At 69.5% G+C, this 14799-nt stretch carries 14 protein-coding genes; 2 read left to right on the forward strand and 12 right to left on the reverse strand.

The features are described 5' to 3' along the window. Positions 1–13 precede the first annotated feature (13 nt). From nuoK to ASG74_RS07820, 12 genes are all read right to left on the reverse strand, one after another. Positions 14–313, reverse strand: coding sequence for an NADH-quinone oxidoreductase subunit NuoK (gene nuoK / locus ASG74_RS07765; protein ID WP_056141087.1), 300 nt, complete (start codon positions 311–313; stop codon positions 14–16). Then, on the reverse strand, positions 310–1158 hold the full coding sequence (locus ASG74_RS07770) for an NADH-quinone oxidoreductase subunit J (RefSeq protein WP_056141090.1): 849 nt from the start codon (positions 1156–1158) through the stop codon (positions 310–312). Before ASG74_RS07770 ends, nuoK begins: the two co-directional genes overlap by 4 nt. After that, a complete protein-coding gene (gene nuoI / locus ASG74_RS07775; protein ID WP_056141094.1) occupies positions 1155–1778 on the reverse strand; it encodes an NADH-quinone oxidoreductase subunit NuoI in 624 nt (207 codons plus the stop codon). The genes ASG74_RS07770 and nuoI overlap by 4 nt, the downstream gene beginning before the upstream one ends. Next, positions 1771–3237, reverse strand: coding sequence for an NADH-quinone oxidoreductase subunit NuoH (nuoH, locus tag ASG74_RS07780; protein WP_056141097.1), 1467 nt, complete (start codon positions 3235–3237; stop codon positions 1771–1773). Before nuoH ends, nuoI begins: the two co-directional genes overlap by 8 nt. Then, a complete protein-coding gene (locus ASG74_RS07785) occupies positions 3234–5717 on the reverse strand; it encodes an NADH-quinone oxidoreductase subunit G (protein WP_056141099.1) in 2484 nt (827 codons plus the stop codon). Before ASG74_RS07785 ends, nuoH begins: the two co-directional genes overlap by 4 nt. Then, positions 5714–7027: an NADH-quinone oxidoreductase subunit NuoF gene (gene nuoF, locus ASG74_RS07790; RefSeq protein ID WP_056141101.1), complete on the reverse strand. Its 1314-nt coding sequence runs from the start codon at positions 7025–7027 to the stop codon at positions 5714–5716. The genes ASG74_RS07785 and nuoF overlap by 4 nt, the downstream gene beginning before the upstream one ends. Before the next feature lie 58 nt (positions 7028–7085). Further along, positions 7086–8459 (reverse strand): NADH-quinone oxidoreductase subunit NuoE, encoded by a 1374-nt coding sequence (gene nuoE, locus ASG74_RS17940; RefSeq protein WP_082569592.1) that lies wholly within the window; start codon positions 8457–8459, stop codon positions 7086–7088. After that, positions 8459–9922: an NADH-quinone oxidoreductase subunit D gene (locus tag ASG74_RS07800; RefSeq protein ID WP_235498852.1), complete on the reverse strand. Its 1464-nt coding sequence runs from the start codon at positions 9920–9922 to the stop codon at positions 8459–8461. Before ASG74_RS07800 ends, nuoE begins: the two co-directional genes overlap by 1 nt. After that, on the reverse strand, positions 9922–10713 hold the full coding sequence (locus tag ASG74_RS07805; RefSeq protein WP_082569593.1) for an NADH-quinone oxidoreductase subunit C: 792 nt from the start codon (positions 10711–10713) through the stop codon (positions 9922–9924). Before ASG74_RS07805 ends, ASG74_RS07800 begins: the two co-directional genes overlap by 1 nt. Next, positions 10710–11306, reverse strand: a complete 597-nt coding sequence (locus tag ASG74_RS07810; RefSeq protein WP_056141103.1) for a NuoB/complex I 20 kDa subunit family protein — start codon at positions 11304–11306, stop codon at positions 10710–10712. The genes ASG74_RS07805 and ASG74_RS07810 overlap by 4 nt, the downstream gene beginning before the upstream one ends. A 47-nt stretch (positions 11307–11353) precedes the next feature. Beyond that, entirely contained in the window at positions 11354–11716 is a 363-nt protein-coding gene (locus tag ASG74_RS07815) for an NADH-quinone oxidoreductase subunit A (protein WP_056141104.1), read from the reverse strand. A gap of 332 nt (positions 11717–12048) precedes the next feature. After that, entirely contained in the window at positions 12049–12744 is a 696-nt protein-coding gene (locus tag ASG74_RS07820) for a demethylmenaquinone methyltransferase (RefSeq protein WP_056141107.1), read from the reverse strand. A 72-nt stretch (positions 12745–12816) separates the two neighbouring features. On the opposite strand from ASG74_RS07820, the gene ASG74_RS07825 reads away from it, so the two are divergent. Beyond that, entirely contained in the window at positions 12817–14115 is a 1299-nt protein-coding gene (locus ASG74_RS07825; protein ID WP_056141111.1) for an isochorismate synthase, read from the forward strand. After that, positions 14112–14795, forward strand: coding sequence for an HAD family hydrolase (locus tag ASG74_RS07830; protein WP_056141113.1), 684 nt, complete (start codon positions 14112–14114; stop codon positions 14793–14795). Before ASG74_RS07825 ends, ASG74_RS07830 begins: the two co-directional genes overlap by 4 nt. The last annotated feature ends 4 nt before the right edge of the window (positions 14796–14799 follow it).

Here is a 14799-nt window from a genome sequence, read left to right on the forward strand (position 1 = left end):
GTTGGGGCGCCCCTTAGAGCTTCAGCAGGTTGGCATCGTCGACCGAAGCCGAACGGCGGGCACGGAAGATCGCCATGATGATGGCCAGGCCGACGACGACCTCGGCCGCGGCGACCACCATGACGAACAGGGCGATGACCTGCCCGTCGAGGTTGCCGTGCATCCGGGCAAAGGTGACGAACACGAGGTTGGCCGCGTTGAGCATGAGCTCCACGCCCATGAACACGATGATGGCGTTGCGCCTCGTGAGCACCGTGGCTCCACCGATGACGAACAGCAGCGTGGCGAGGTAGATGTAGTTGATGAGGCTCATCGCCGGTCCTCCTCGAAGGGGTCACCGTCGGTGCGGGCCGCAGCACCGTCACCGTCGTTGCGGGCGTTGGCTGACCAGTCGGCGTCGGCCAGCTCGCGCTCCACGTCGTGCTCGGCCTCGACCCACGGTGCGGCCGAGCCGACCTGGTCGCGGGCGGTGAGGACGCGCGAGACCGAGAGCTCGCTCGGCGTGCCGTCCGGCAGCAGGGCCGGGGTGTCGACCGCGTTGTGACGGGCGTAGACGCCGGGCACGGGCAGGCCGGCGAGGTTCTCGCCGCTGCGGATGCGTCGCTCGCTCCACGCGCGCTGGTCGGGGCGGTTGCCGAGGCGCTCGCGGTGGGCCAGGACCATCGCCGCGAGGGCGGCGGTGATGAGCAGGGCCGACGTGGCCTCGAAGACCCAGACGTAACGGCCGAAGATCAGCTCCGCGACGCCGGACACGTTGCCGGTCTCGGCGTTGCGCGCGGCGAGCTTGTCGGCCCTGGCGTCACCGATCGTGATCCGACCGATGGCTCCCATGAGCAGGGCGGCGAGACCGAGCGTGAGGACGATCGTCGCGGCGCGCTGGCCCTTGAGGGTCTCGACGATGCTGTCGGAGGAGTCGACGCCGACGAGCATGACGACGAAGAGGAAGAGCATCATCACGGCGCCGGTGTAGACGAAGATCTGGATGACGCCGAGGAAGTCCGCGCTCTGGGCGAGGTAGAAGATGCCGAGGATGACCATGGTCATGGCCATGGCGATGGCGGCGTGGACGGCCTTGCGGGCAAAGATCAGGCCCAGCGCGCCGATGACGGCGAGCGGTCCGAGGATCCAGAACAGGACCGCTTCTCCGGTGCCGGTCACTTCGCCGCCCCCTGCGTCGCGTCCTGGGTGTCCTTGACGTGGTGCTCCGAGACCCACTCCTTCTGCGCGTCGGTGGCCTCGGAGACCTTGCCCTGGTAGTAGTCGCGCTCCTCCATGCCCTGCACCATCGGGTGCGGGGCGGGCACCATGCCGCCCTGGAGCGGAGCGAGCAGCTGCTCCTTGGTGAAGATGAGGTCGGTGCGGTTGTTGTCGGCCAGCTCGTACTCGTTGGTCATCGTGAGGGCACGCGTCGGGCACGCCTCGATGCACAGGCCGCAGAAGATGCAGCGCAGGTAGTTGATCTGGTAGACGCGGCCGTAGCGCTCACCGGGCGAGAACCGCTGCCCGGTGGCGTCGGAGTTGTCCGCGCCCTCGACGAGGATCGCGTCCGCGGGACAGGCCCACGCGCACAGCTCGCAGCCGACGCACTTCTCCAGGCCGTCGGGGTGACGGTTGAGCTGGTGCCGGCCGTGGAAGCGCTGTGCGGTGGGGCGCTTCTCCTCGGGGTACTCGGTCGTCGCGACCTTGCGGAACATCGTCGCGAAGGTCACCCCGAACCCACCCACGGGGGCGAAGATGTCGGAGAAGAATCCACCCTTCTTCTTCTGATCATCAGCCACGGGGGGCCTCCTTGTCGGTGAAGTCGTACTGGGTGGCGCCGCCGCGAGGCTCTGACGTCACGGGGTCGGCGCCGGGCAGCGCCGGGGCGCCCACCTTGGCGGTCTCGCGCAGCCGCTGTCCGGGCAGCGGCGGGACGGGGTAGCCCCCGGCGTAGGGGTCGATCTCGTCGGGCGGGCCCTGGGCGGCCGCGGCCTCCTTGGCGATGGCACGGCTGTCCCACCACCAGCCGAAGGCCAGCGCGGCGATGGCCACGAGTCCGACGATGGCCAGCGACGCCACCGGGAAGCGGCGACCGGCGAGCTCGAGGGCGGCGTCCCCGAACCAGCCGTTCTGGGCGCCACGGAAGAACGCGACCAGCACGACCCACGCGAGGGTGGCCGGGATGAGGAACTTCCAGCCGAAGCGCATGAACTGGTCGTAGCGGGTGCGGGGCAGCGAGCCGCGCAGCCACACGAAGAAGAACATGAACATCCAGAGCTTGATGGTGAACCACAGCAGGCCCCACCAGCCCTCGTTGAACATGCCGTCGTTGATCGCCGCGATCCCGGGAGGCGCCTGCCACCCGCCGAGGAACATCGTGGTGGCCAGGGCGGAGACGGTGAACATGTTGATGTACTCGCCGAGGAAGAACATGGCGAAGCGCATCGAGCCGTACTCGGTGTGGAACCCACCGGTGAGCTCACCCTCACCCTCGGCGAGGTCGAACGGCAGGCGGTTGGTCTCGCCCACCATGGTGATGACGTAGACGAAGAAGCTGAAGAACGCCGGGATGATGTACCAGATGCTGTGCTGGGCGCCCACGATCTGCGAGGTGGACATCGAGCCGCTGTAGAGGAAGACGGCGACGAGCGAGAGGCCCATGGCGATCTCGTAGGAGATCATCTGGGCCGAGCTGCGCAGGCCACCCATGAGCGGGTAGGGCGAACCCGAGGACCAGCCGGCGAGCACGACCCCGTAGATGCCGATGCCGGCGATCGCGAGCACGAAGAGCACCGAGATCGAGGAGTCGGCGAGCTGCAGCGGCGTGCGGTGGCCGAAGAGGCTGATCTCACCGGCGAGCGGGATGATCGCGAAGCCGATGAAGCACATCGTCGCGGTGATGAGCGGCGCCAGCGTGAAGACGAACCGGTCCGCCTTGGCGGGGGTCACGTCCTCCTTGAGCATGGCCTTCATGCCGTCCGCGAGCGTCTGGAGCAGACCGAACGGGCCGTTGCGGTTGGGGCCGGGGCGCTGCTGCATCCGACCGATGACGCGACGCTCGAACCAGATGACCATCAGCGTCGACACGAGCAGGTAGACGAAGATGATCAGCGCCTTGATGAGCGAGATCCACCACGGCGTGTCCGAGAAGTCGGCCGTCGGGTTGTCCTTGCCTTCGGCAGCAAGCGCCTGTATGCCGGTCAGCGCGTTCTCGGCGAACGCGCCGCTTGCGTCGTGGAGGGCCAGAAGAGTGCTCATTGTGAGTCCACCTTGTCCAGCTTGGTGACGGAGACGCGGATGGCCGGTGCGTCGGCGAGGGTGCCCCGGAGGTCACAGCCGGCGGAGTTGGTCGGAAGCCAGACGACGTGGTCGGCCATCTCGGTGATGGCGACGGGGACGGTGACCGTCGAGTCTCCGGCGACCACGGTCACCGTGTCGCCGTCGACGACACCCAGCGAGTCGGCGGTGGCGGCTGACACCTTGGCGGCCGGCTTGGGGGCCGTGCCGGCGAGGAACGGCTCGCCGTCCTGGAGCCGGCCCTTGTCGAGGAGGTGGCGCCAGGTCGCGAGCACGAGGTGACCGTCCTCGGCGCTGGGGACCTCTCCGGCCTCGACCGAGGGGGCTGCGGCGCGAGCGCCCTGCCAGACGCCGAGGCGCTGCATCTCGGTGCGGATCTCGGCGACCGTGCGGCAGCCCAGGAACTCGCCGAGCTCGTCGGCGAGCATGTCGAGGGCACGGTGGTCGCTGACGTAGCCGGTGTCGATGGCGCGGTCGAAGTGACGCACGCGCCCCTCCCAGTCCACGAACATGCCGGCCTTCTCTGCGTGGGCAGCGACGGGCAGGACGACGTCGGCCACGGCGGTCACCGCGGACTCACGGATCTCGAGGGAGACCACGAAGGTCGACTCGAGCGCCTGCATCGCGTTGGCCGAGCCGAAGTCGAGCGGGTCGACTCCTCCGACCACGAGCGCTCCCAGCTGTCCGGTGCTGGCTGCCTCGAGCATCGCAGCGGCGTCACGCCCGGGGGTGCCGGGCAGTCCGACGACCCCCCAGGCAGCGGCCACCTCGGCGCGTGCCGAGGCGTCGGTGACGTCGCGGCCGCCGGGGAGCAGCGTGGGGAAGGCACCGGCCTCGAGGGCACCGCGCTCCCCCGCGCGACGCGGGACCCAGGCGAGGCGCGCGCCGGTCGTCTCGGCGAGACGGGCGGCGGCACTCAGGGCGCCGGGCACGGTCGCGAGACGCTCGCCGACGAGGATGATGGCGCCCTCGCCGCGCAGTGCCTCGGCCGCGTCACGCACGGTGTCGGGACCATTGCCCGGTGCGCCACTGGCCGAGCCCTTGCCGAGGGCGTCCAGCACCTCGGGCTCGGTGCCGGGGGCGGTGGGGATGAGGTGACCGGCGACCTTGGTGAGGCCACGGGTCGCCACGGGCGACACGGCATACACGGCCGTCTTGTTCTTGCGCGACGCCTTGCGCAGGCGCAGGAAGACGATCGGGCTCTCGTCCTCGGGCTCGAAGCCCGCGAGGACGACGGTCTTGGCCTGCTCGAGGTCGGCGTAGGTGACCGCACCGGACTGGGGCGAGGTGAGGACGACGTGCGAGGCGAGGAAGTCGGCCTCCTCGGCCGAGTGTGGCCGGGCGCGGAAGTCGACGTCGTTGGTGCCGAGGATGGTGCGCGCGAACTTGCCGTAGGCGTAGGCGTCCTCGGCGCTGACGCGCCCACCGACCAGGACGCCGGCGCCGGAGGCTGCCTTGAGTCCCTGCGCCGCGGCCTCGAGGGCCTCGCGCCACGACGCGACCTGGAGCTCACCGTCCTTGCGGACCATGGGCAGCTCGAGGCGGTCCGGGAGGGTGGAGTACTGGAAGGCCCAGCGGCCCTTGTCGCAGTTCCACTCCTCGTTGACCAGCGGCTCGTTGGAGGCCATCCGGCGCAGGACGGAGCCGCGGCGGTGGTCGGTGCGGATGGAGCAGCCGCTGGCGCAGTGCTCGCACGCGCTCTTGGTGGAGACGAGGTCGAACGGACGGGCCCGGAAGCGGTAGGCCGCCCCGGTGAGGGCGCCGACCGGGCAGATCTGGACGGTGTTGCCCGAGAAGTAGGACTCGAAGGGCTTCTCCTCGTAGATGCCGACCTGCTGGAGGGCACCACGCTCGACCAGGGCGATGAACGGGTCACCGGCGATCTGCTCGGAGAAGCGGGTGCACCGCGCGCAGAGGACGCAGCGCTCGCGGTCGAGGAGGACCTGGCTGGAGATGTTGATCGGCTTGGGGTAGGTGCGCTTGATGTCCTCGAAGCGGCTCACCGCGCGACCGTTGCTCATCGCCTGGTTCTGCAGGGGGCACTCGCCGCCCTTGTCGCAGACCGGGCAGTCCAGGGGGTGGTTGATGAGGAGGAACTCCATCTGCCCGTGCTGCGCCTTGTCGGCGACCGGGGAGGTGTGCTGGGTCTTGACGTCCATGCCGGGCGAGACGGTCATCGTGCAGGAGGCCTGCGGCTTCGGCATGGGACGCAGCGTCCCGTCGGGACCGGGCGTCGCGACCTCGACGAGGCACTGGCGACACGCGCCGACCGGCTCGAGGAGCGGGTGGTCGCAGAAGCGCGGGATCTCGATGCCTGCCTGCTCGGCCGCACGGATCACGAGGGTGTTCTTGGCGACCGAGACGTCGATGCCGTCGATGGTGAGGTCCACCATCTCGACCGCCGGCTTCTCGGTGCGCTTGTCGTCGTCGGTCACAGTCATGCCGTCACGCGGTCCTTGTGGAAGAGCGTCGACTCGCTGGAGTCGAACGGGCAGCGGCCCTCGGTGAGGTGGGCGATGAACTCGTCCCGGAAGTACTGGATGGAGCTCGTGATCGGGCTCGTCGCACCGTCACCGAGCGCGCAGAACGCCCGGCCGAGGATGTTGTCGCAGATGTCGAGCAGCTTCTCGAGGTCCTCCTCGTCGCCCAGCCCGTGCTCGAGCCGGCCGAGGATCTGCTTGAGCCACCACGTGCCCTCACGGCAGGGGGTGCACTTGCCGCAGGACTCGTGCTTGTAGAAGTCGGTCCAGCGGTCCACGGCGCGCACGACACACGTCGTCTCGTCGAAGATCTGCAGGGCTCGCGTGCCGAGCATCGAGCCGGCCGCCGCGACCGACTCGAAGTCGAGCGGGATGTCGAGGTGCTCTGCCGTGAAGAGCGGAGTCGAGGAGCCACCGGGGGTCCAGAACTTCAGCGCCTTCTCGGGGTCGCGCATGCCTCCGGCCATGTCGAGCAGCTCGCGCAGCGTGATGCCGAGCGGTGCTTCGTACTGGCCGGGGTTCTTGACGTGGCCCGAGAGGCTGAAGATGCCGAAGCCTTGGGACTTCTCGGTGCCCATGTCGCTGAACCAGTCGGCGCCGTGGAGCAGAATCGGCGGGATCGAGGCGATCGACTCGACGTTGTTGACCACCGTCGGGCGCGCATAGAGCCCGGCCACGGCGGGGAACGGCGGCTTGAGCCGCGGCTGGCCGCGACGTCCCTCGAGGCTGTCGAGGAGCGCGGTCTCCTCACCACAGATGTAGGCGCCGGCACCGGCGTGCACGGTGATGTCGAGGTCGAAGCCCGAGCCGTGGATGTTCTTGCCGAGGTGGCCTGCGGCGTAGGCCTCCTCGACGGCGCGCAGGAGGCGACGGTAGACGTGGACGACCTCGCCACGCACATAGATGAAGGCGTGGTTGCAGCCGATGGCGTAGGACGTGATGACGCAGCCCTCGATGAGGAACTGCGGTGCCGCCATCATGAGCGGGATGTCCTTGCAGGTGCCCGGCTCGGACTCGTCGGCGTTGACGACGAGGTAGCGGGGTCCGCCGTCCGGCGGGGGCAGGAAGCCCCACTTCATGCCGGTCGGGAAGCCTGCTCCACCGCGTCCGCGCAGCCCGGAGTCCTTGGTGGCCTGGACCAGGTCGGCCGGCGCCATGGCCAGGGCCTTCTTGAGCGCCTTGTAGCCCTCGTTGCGCTCGTAGGTCTCGAGCGTCCAGCTCTGGGGGTCGTCCCAGAACTTCGTGAGGATCGGCGTCAGCGTGGTGCTCATCGGGGTCCTCGCAAAGTATCGGAGGGACGAAGGAGCGAAGAACGTCGTGGGGTGATGGTCATGCTTCGTCGCCCTTCTGCGTGCGTTCTTGCGCGTTGGTGAAGCCCGCCGCCCGGGCAGCGGCCTCGTCACGGAACCACACCTCGGCCAAGGTCTGTGCGTAGGTCGGTGACGTCGGCGTGTGGAAGAGCATGGAGGCGGGGCTGCCCTTGATGACCCAACCCTGGGGGCCGGTGCCGTCCAGCGCCGGGTCGACGGAGCCGTCGCCGTAGGACGAGGTGGAGAAGCCCGGAGGGGCCTCGCCGTCGGTCTGGACGGTGGCGCCCTGCGAGGCGGGAGAGGCTGGCGTGCCCACCAGCGGCGCCTCGCCCTTGGGCTCGGCCTCCTTGGTGGAGGTGCCGTCGTCGAACAGCGTGGCCGGCTCGGCCTCCGCCTGGGGCGTGGACGGCTTCGCGGGCTTGTCCGACTTCTTGGACTTCTTGGACTTCTCCGGCTTGTCCGAGGCGTCGGACGTGTCGGCCGACGTCTCAGCCGGCTCCTTGGCCTTCTCGCCGCCGGGCTTCTCGTCGGGCTCGTTGGCGTGCGCGTTGACCGAGCTGTGGCGACCGGCGGCCTTGCCCTCGACCGTGTCACCCTCGGCGCTGGGCTGGGTGGCGGTGTCGCTGTTGGAGCCGTCGGTGCCGTCGGTGCCCGAGTCGTCCGAGGCGTGGTCCTCGGATCCCTGGGGTGCCTCCCAGCCGTTCTCGTGCGCGACCTCGAGGCCGATGACCGAGGCCGGTCCCGCGCCGACGCCCTCGTCGGCGCGGCCGTCGTGGAAGCCGGCGAGCACACGCGACATCTGCTTGAAGGTGCACACCGAGTTGGGGCCGCGGGTCGGCTTCACCGGGGCGCCCGAACGCAGGTCGTCCACCAGCTGGTTGGTCGACTCCGGGGTCTGGTTGTCGAAGAACTCCCAGTTGGCCATGACGACGGGGGCGTAGTCACAGGCCGCGTTGCACTCGATGCGCTCGAGGGTGACCTTGCCGTCAGCGGTTGTCTCGTCGTGGCCGATGCCCAGGTGCTCGGAGACGGAGTCCCAGATCTCGTCGCCGCCCATGATCGCGCAGAGCGTGTTCGTGCAGACGCCGACGGTGTACTCACCGTTGGGGTGACGCTTGTACTGGGTGTAGAAGGTCGCGACCCCCGACACCTCCGCGCGGGTCAGCTCGAGGATCTCGGCGCAGAAGTCGATGCCACGACCGGTGACGTAGCTGTCGACCGACTGCACGAGGTGCAGCAACGGGAGCAGCGCCGAGCGCTTCTGCGGGTAGCGGGCGATGATCTGCTCGGCGTCCGCGTGCAGCTGCGCGAGCTGCTCCGCGGCATACGGCTCCTTGGACTCCGGTGACACGGTGAGGTGACCGGAGGCCGTCTGCAATCCGTAGTAGTCCATCAGCGGTCCACGCCTCCCATGACGGGGTCGATCGAGGCCACCGCGACGATGACGTCGGCGACCTGGCCGCCTTCGGACAGCGCGGCGACGGCCTGCAGGTTGTTGAAGCTCGGGTCCCGGAAGTGCGCCCGGTAGGGACGCGTGCCACCGTCGGAGACGAGGTGGCAGCCCAGCTCGCCCTTGGGCGACTCGATCGGGACGTAGGCCTGGCCGGCCGGCACCCGGAAGCCCTCGGTGACGAGCTTGAAGTGGTGGATCAGGGACTCCATCGAGGTGCCCATGATCTCGCGGATGTGGTCGAGGCTGTTGCCCTGGCCGTCGCTGCCGACCGATAGCTGGGCCGGCCACGCGATCTTCTTGTCCTCGACCATGACGGGCCCTTGGACCTTCTTGAGGCGCTCGACGCACTGCTCGACGATCTTGAGCGACTCGTACATCTCGTCGAGGCGGATGCGCAGCCGGTCGTAGGCGTCGGCGTTGGTGCGCGTGATGACGTCGAAGTCGTAGGTCTCGTAGCCGCAGTAGGGCTGGCTCTTGCGCAGGTCGTGCGGCAGGCCGGTGGAGCGCAGGATCGGGCCGGTGACGCCCAGGGCCATGCAGCCCGCGAGGTCGAGGTAGCCGACGTCGACGAGACGACCCTTGAGGATCGGGTTCTCGTTGAGGAGCAGCTCGATCTCGTGGATGCCCTTGCGCAGCTGCGGGACCGTGTCGTTGATCTGGTCGAGGCAGCCGTGCGGGAGGTCCTGCGAGACCCCACCAGGGCGGATGTAGGCGTTGTTCATGCGTAGGCCGGTCACGGCCTCGAAGATGCGCAGGATGCGCTCGCGCTCGCGGAAGCCGACGGTCATGACGGTCGTCGCACCGAGCTCCATGCCTCCGGTGCCGATGCACACGAGGTGGGAGTTGATGCGGGTGAGCTCCATCATGAGGACGCGGATGATGGTCGCGCGCTCCGGGATCTGGTCCTCGATGCCGAGGAGGCGCTCGATGGCCAGGCAGTAGGTCGCCTCCTGGAACATCGGGGTGAGGTAGTCCATCCGGGTGCAGAAGGTCACGCCCTGCACCCAGGTGCGGAACTCCATGTTCTTCTCGATGCCGGTGTGCAGGTAGCCGATGCCCGCGCGGGCCTCGGTCACCGTCTCGCCGTCGAGCTCGAGGATGAGTCGGAGCACGCCGTGGGTGGACGGGTGCTGCGGACCCATGTTGACGACGATGCGCTCCTCGTGGAGCGCGGTGGCCTCGTCGACCAGGTCACCCCAGTCGCCACCGCTCGCGTTGAACACGCGTGCACCGTCCTCGCGGTCGGCGTCGGTGGTCGCGTAGGGGTCGCGCAGGTCGTTCTCGTGGCCGTCGCCCAGGGCCGGGTCCAGGCCGGGGCTCTGCTCGTCGGCCGGGATGTCCTCGTAGACCGTCGAGGTGTCGGTGGTGCCGGCGTTGCGTGTGGTCTCTTCGTGAGTGGCCATCAGTTGTACGACCTCCGCTCGTCGGGCGGCGGGACCGTGCCGCCCTTGTATTCCACCGGGATGCCACCCAGCGGGTAGTCCTTGCGCTGGGGGTGCCCCGGCCAGTCGTCGGGCATGAGGATGCGGGTGAGGGCGGGGTGGCCCTCGAAGATGATGCCGAACATGTCCCAGGTCTCGCGCTCGTGCCAGTCGGCCGCGGGGTAGGTCTCGACGATCGAGGGGATCGTGGGGTCGCCCTCGGGCGCGGTGACCTCGAGCCGGACACGGCGGTTGTGGGTGATCGAGAGCAGGTGGTAGACCGCGTGCAGCTCGCGACCGGTCTCGTTGGGGAAGTGGACCCCCGAGACCCCGGTGCAGATCTCGAAGCGCAGGGCAGGGTCGTCGCGCATCGTGCGGGCCACCGTCGGCAGCGCCTCGCGGGCGATGTGCAGCGTGAGCTCGCCCCGGTCGACGACCACACGCTGGACGGCATGCACGTATGCCGTGTCACCGGCAGCGTCGAGGGCTGCACCGAGCGTGTCGGTCAGCTCGTCGAAGTAGCCGCCGTAGGGCTTCTGCGACGATCCGGGCAAGAGGATCGGGGTGCGCAGTCCGCCGTAGCCGGAGGTGTCGCCACCGCGCGTCGCGCCGAACATCCCGCGGCGCTCGCCGACCTGGACGGGCGTGGTGTCGTCCGTCGCCAGCGCCTTGGTGAGGTCGACGTCGGTGGCGTGGAAGTCGTGCGAGTCCAGGGTCGGGTCCGGCGGAGTCGCCGTGGGCTTCTCGGCGCTCGCCTTGGCGTCGTCACTCATGCGAGGAGGTTCCTCCCGGGCGTCGCGGTCAGCGCCTCGTGGTCGTGGGTCGGCTGCATGAGGTGGGTCGGGGTGGCGCGCAGGGCGGCCTCCTCGGCGGCACGTGCGGCGGCGATCCGGTTCACGCCCAGCTTGGAGTTCTGGATCTGGTCGTGCAGCTCGATGATGGCGTTGAGCAGCATCTCGGGGCGCGGAGGGCAGCCGGGCAGGTAGATGTCGACCGGGATGATGTGGTCGACACCCTGCACGATCGCGTAGTTGTTGAACATGCCGCCCGAGCTGGCGCAGACGCCCATCGAGATGACCCACTTGGGGTTGGGCATCTGGTCGTAGACCTGGCGGACGACCGGCGCCATCTTGTTGGAAACGCGTCCGGCGACGATCATGAGGTCGGCCTGTCGCGGCGTCGCCGAGAAGCGCTCCATGCCGAAGCGGGCGATGTCGTAGTCCGGGGTGCCGACGGCCATCATCTCGATGGCGCAGCAGGCGAGCCCGAACGTGGCGGGCCAGATCGAGGCCTTGCGCATGTATCCGGCGACGTTCTCGAGCGTCGTCAGGACGAAGCCTGCGGGGAGCTTCTCCTCGAGTCCCATCTAGAGACCCCTTCCGATCGGGTGAACAGTGGTGGCGAGCGTGGTCATCAGTCCCATTCCAGACCGCCGCGCTTCCACACGTAGGCGTAGGCGACGAACACGGTGAGGATGAACAGGACCATCTCGACGAGCGCGAACAGGCCGAGCTGGTCGAAGGCGACGGCGAACGGGTAGAGGAACACCGACTCGATGTCGAAGATGATGAAGAGCATGGCCGTGATGAAGTACTTGATCGGCACGCGACCACCGCCGTCGGCCCGCGGCGAGGGCTGGATGCCGCACTCGTAGGGCTCGGACTTGGCGCGGTTGTAGCGCTTGGGCCCGACGACGAGGCTGGTGCCCACCGACAGCGCGGCGAACCCGAAGCCGAGCGCCAGCAGGAAGAGGATTGGGACGTAGGGGTTGCTCATCGCTGGTCAACTCCCCTTTCGGTGCCTGGGTGTGCGGCGGCGCGGATCACGCGCCCCATCGTAGAGGTCGTGACGCAGGTCTCAACTGCAGCGCCGTCCGGCACGACGGCAGGGGCGCGGCGTGCTCCAGCAACGGAACCGGCCGAACCGGCTCCGATGAGGACGACGTCCGCGCGAGCGGAGGAGCGGACGGTACTGGCGAGGCCAGCAGCATCTAGGACCAGGGTCAACGTCACACCTTGCTTGTGAAAGTCTTCACGAACCAGCGACCCACTCTATGCAGCCGCGATCCGGCCGTTCACTAAGGCGAACCTAAGTGGGGTGGAGGGGCCTCAGGCGAGCTTGACCGCGCGGTGCAGGGCGACGATCCCGCCCGTGAGGTTGCGCCAGGCCACGTCGCTCCAGCCCGCCTGCGCCACCCGCGTCGCGAGCGCCTTCTGGTCGGGCCACGCCTGGATGGACTCGGCCAGGTAGACGTAGGACTCGGGGTTGGAGCTCACCTTGCGGGCGACCCGGGGCAGGGCCTCCATGAGGTACTCGCTGTAGACCTTGCGGAACGGCCCGTTGACCGGCTGGCTGAACTCGCAGACGACGAGGCGTCCGCCGGGCCTGGTCACCCGGGCGAACTCGCGCAGCGCCGCGTCGGCGTCGGCCACGTTGCGCAGCCCGAACGACATCGTCACGGCGTCGAACGAATCGTCGGCGAACGGCAGCCGCATCGCGTCGGCCGCGGTGAAGCCGAGGTCGTCACGACGCTTCTTGCCCACACGCAGCATGCCGAGCGAGAAGTCGGCGGGCACGACGTGGACGCCCCTGTCGGCGAAGGGCTCGCTCGAGGTCCCGGTGCCAGCGGCGATGTCGAGGATCCGCTCCCCTGCCCGGGCCTCCAGGGCCTGCAGGACGGCGCGTCGCCACAACCGGTCCTGGCCGAGGGAGAGCACGTCGTTGGTCACGTCGTACCGCTCGGCGACGTCGTCGAACATCGCGGCGACGTCGCGGGGGTCCTTGTCGAGGGAGGCGCGGCTCATGTCGTCATCCTCTCACCGCGAGACGACGGCTCCGCGCGAGGCATCTCGGCGAGGAGGTTACGCTCAGCGGTGATGACGTCCCTGCCCACGTCCGACCAGGACCTCGCCCCCCACGCGCCCCTCGTCACCCGCACCGTCGCGCTGTCCCCCGCGGGCGGCACGGCCCTGCTGGAGCTCCTGCCTGCGACGAGCCCGCGCGACACCACGTCATGGGTCCGTCGCGGTGACGGCCTCGTCGGCTGGGGCCGCGCCGCCTCGGTGACGGTCCACGGCTCGGACCGTTTCGCCGTGCTCGAGGCCTGGTGGCGCTCGGTCGCCGGCGCGGCCGTCGTGCGCGACGAGGTCGACCTGCCGGGCACCGGACCCGTCGCCTTCGGCTCGATCGCGTATGCCGCCGACTCACCCTCCGGTGCCACGCTCGTCGTGCCCGCGGTCGTCGTCGGGCGCCGCGGTGACCAGTGGTGGGTGACGACGATGTCCACCGACGGCGTCCCGCCGGGCGTGGACCCGCAGGCATGCTCCGACGTGGGGGCACCGGGTGACGTGACCTTTGCGGATGGCTCCCTGTCCCCGACCGAGTGGGCCGGAGCCGTCGCGGAGGCGGTCTCCCGCATCCAGGCGGGCGACCTCGACAAGGTCGTCCTGGCCCGCGACCTCGACGTGCGCACGGCCGCGCCGATCGACGTACGGTGGCTGCTGGCGCGACTGGCCGAGACCTATGGGTCCACGTGGGTCTTCGCCGTCGACGGTCTCGTCGGGGCGACCCCGGAGATGCTCGTGCGCCGCGAGAAGGGTCTGGTGACCTCTCGGGTGCTGGCGGGGACGATCCGCCGCACCGGGGACGACGACCACGACCTCGCGCTCGCCGCGTCGCTGGCCCGCTCGTCGAAGGACCTCGAGGAGCACGAGTACGCCGTGCGCTCGGTCGCCGACGCCCTTGCCCCGCACTGCTCCTCCATGAACGTGCCCGAGGCCCCTTTCGTCCTGCACCTGTCCAACGTCATGCACCTGGCGACCGACGTCGCCGGAGTCCTGACCGACGAGACCACCTCCCTGTCGCTCGCCGCGGCCCTGCACCCGAGCGCTGCCGTCTGCGGGACACCGAGGGCTGACGCCGACGCGTTGATCACCGAGCTCGAGCACATGGACCGCGGCCGCTACGCCGGGCCGGTCGGCTGGATGGACGCTCGCGGTGACGGTGAATGGGGAATCGCGTTGCGCTCGGGCGCGATTGACCCTGACGACCCGCAACGCATGTCCCTGTATGCCGGGTGCGGCATCGTCGCGGGTTCGGTCCCGGAGTCCGAGGTGGCCGAGTCCGACGCCAAGCTCATCCCCATGCGCGACGCCCTCACCGCCCAGCCACGATGAGCGCTGGCGGGGAGCCGGCGGACCGGGAGAAGCCGCTGCCGGTCGACGCCGTCGTCTTCGACCTCGGCAACGTCCTCATCCGGTGGGACCCGGTGACGGCGGTCGCCGCCGCCGTGGGCGCCGAGCGAGCCGCGGCGTTCCTCTCCGACGAGCACTTCGACTTCGCCGCCTGGAACGCCACGCACGACGCCGGTCGCCCTTGGGACGAGTCCGAGCTCGCAGCCATCGAGGCCCACCCCCACCTCGAGGACGAGATCCGCGGCTACCGGACCCATTTCGCGCTCTCCCTGGTGGAGGAGATCGCCGGGACCGTCGAGATCCTGCGCGAGCTGCACGCTGCGCAGATCCCGCTGCTCGCCCTGACGAACTGGTCGGCGGAGACCTTCCCCGTCGCCCTCGAGCGCTTCGACTTCCTCGACCTGTTCGAGGACATCATCGTCTCGGGCGAGGAGGGCGTGGCCAAGCCCGACCCCGAGATCTTCGAGATCCTGCAGGAACGCATCGGCCACCTCGGCAGCCTCGACGACTGTGTGTTCATCGACGACTCGCTCGCCAACGTGGCCGCGGCCCAGGAGTCGGGCCTCGACGCGATCCACTTCACCGACCCCGAGCGCCTGCGCCACGACCTGGTCCTGCGCGGCCTGCCGCTGCGGGAGTCCGGCACGCTGGACCACCGCTGACACC

The sequence above is a fragment of the Knoellia sp. Soil729 genome, assembly GCF_001427985.1.
In the GTDB taxonomy this organism is placed as follows: domain Bacteria; phylum Actinomycetota; class Actinomycetes; order Actinomycetales; family Dermatophilaceae; genus Knoellia.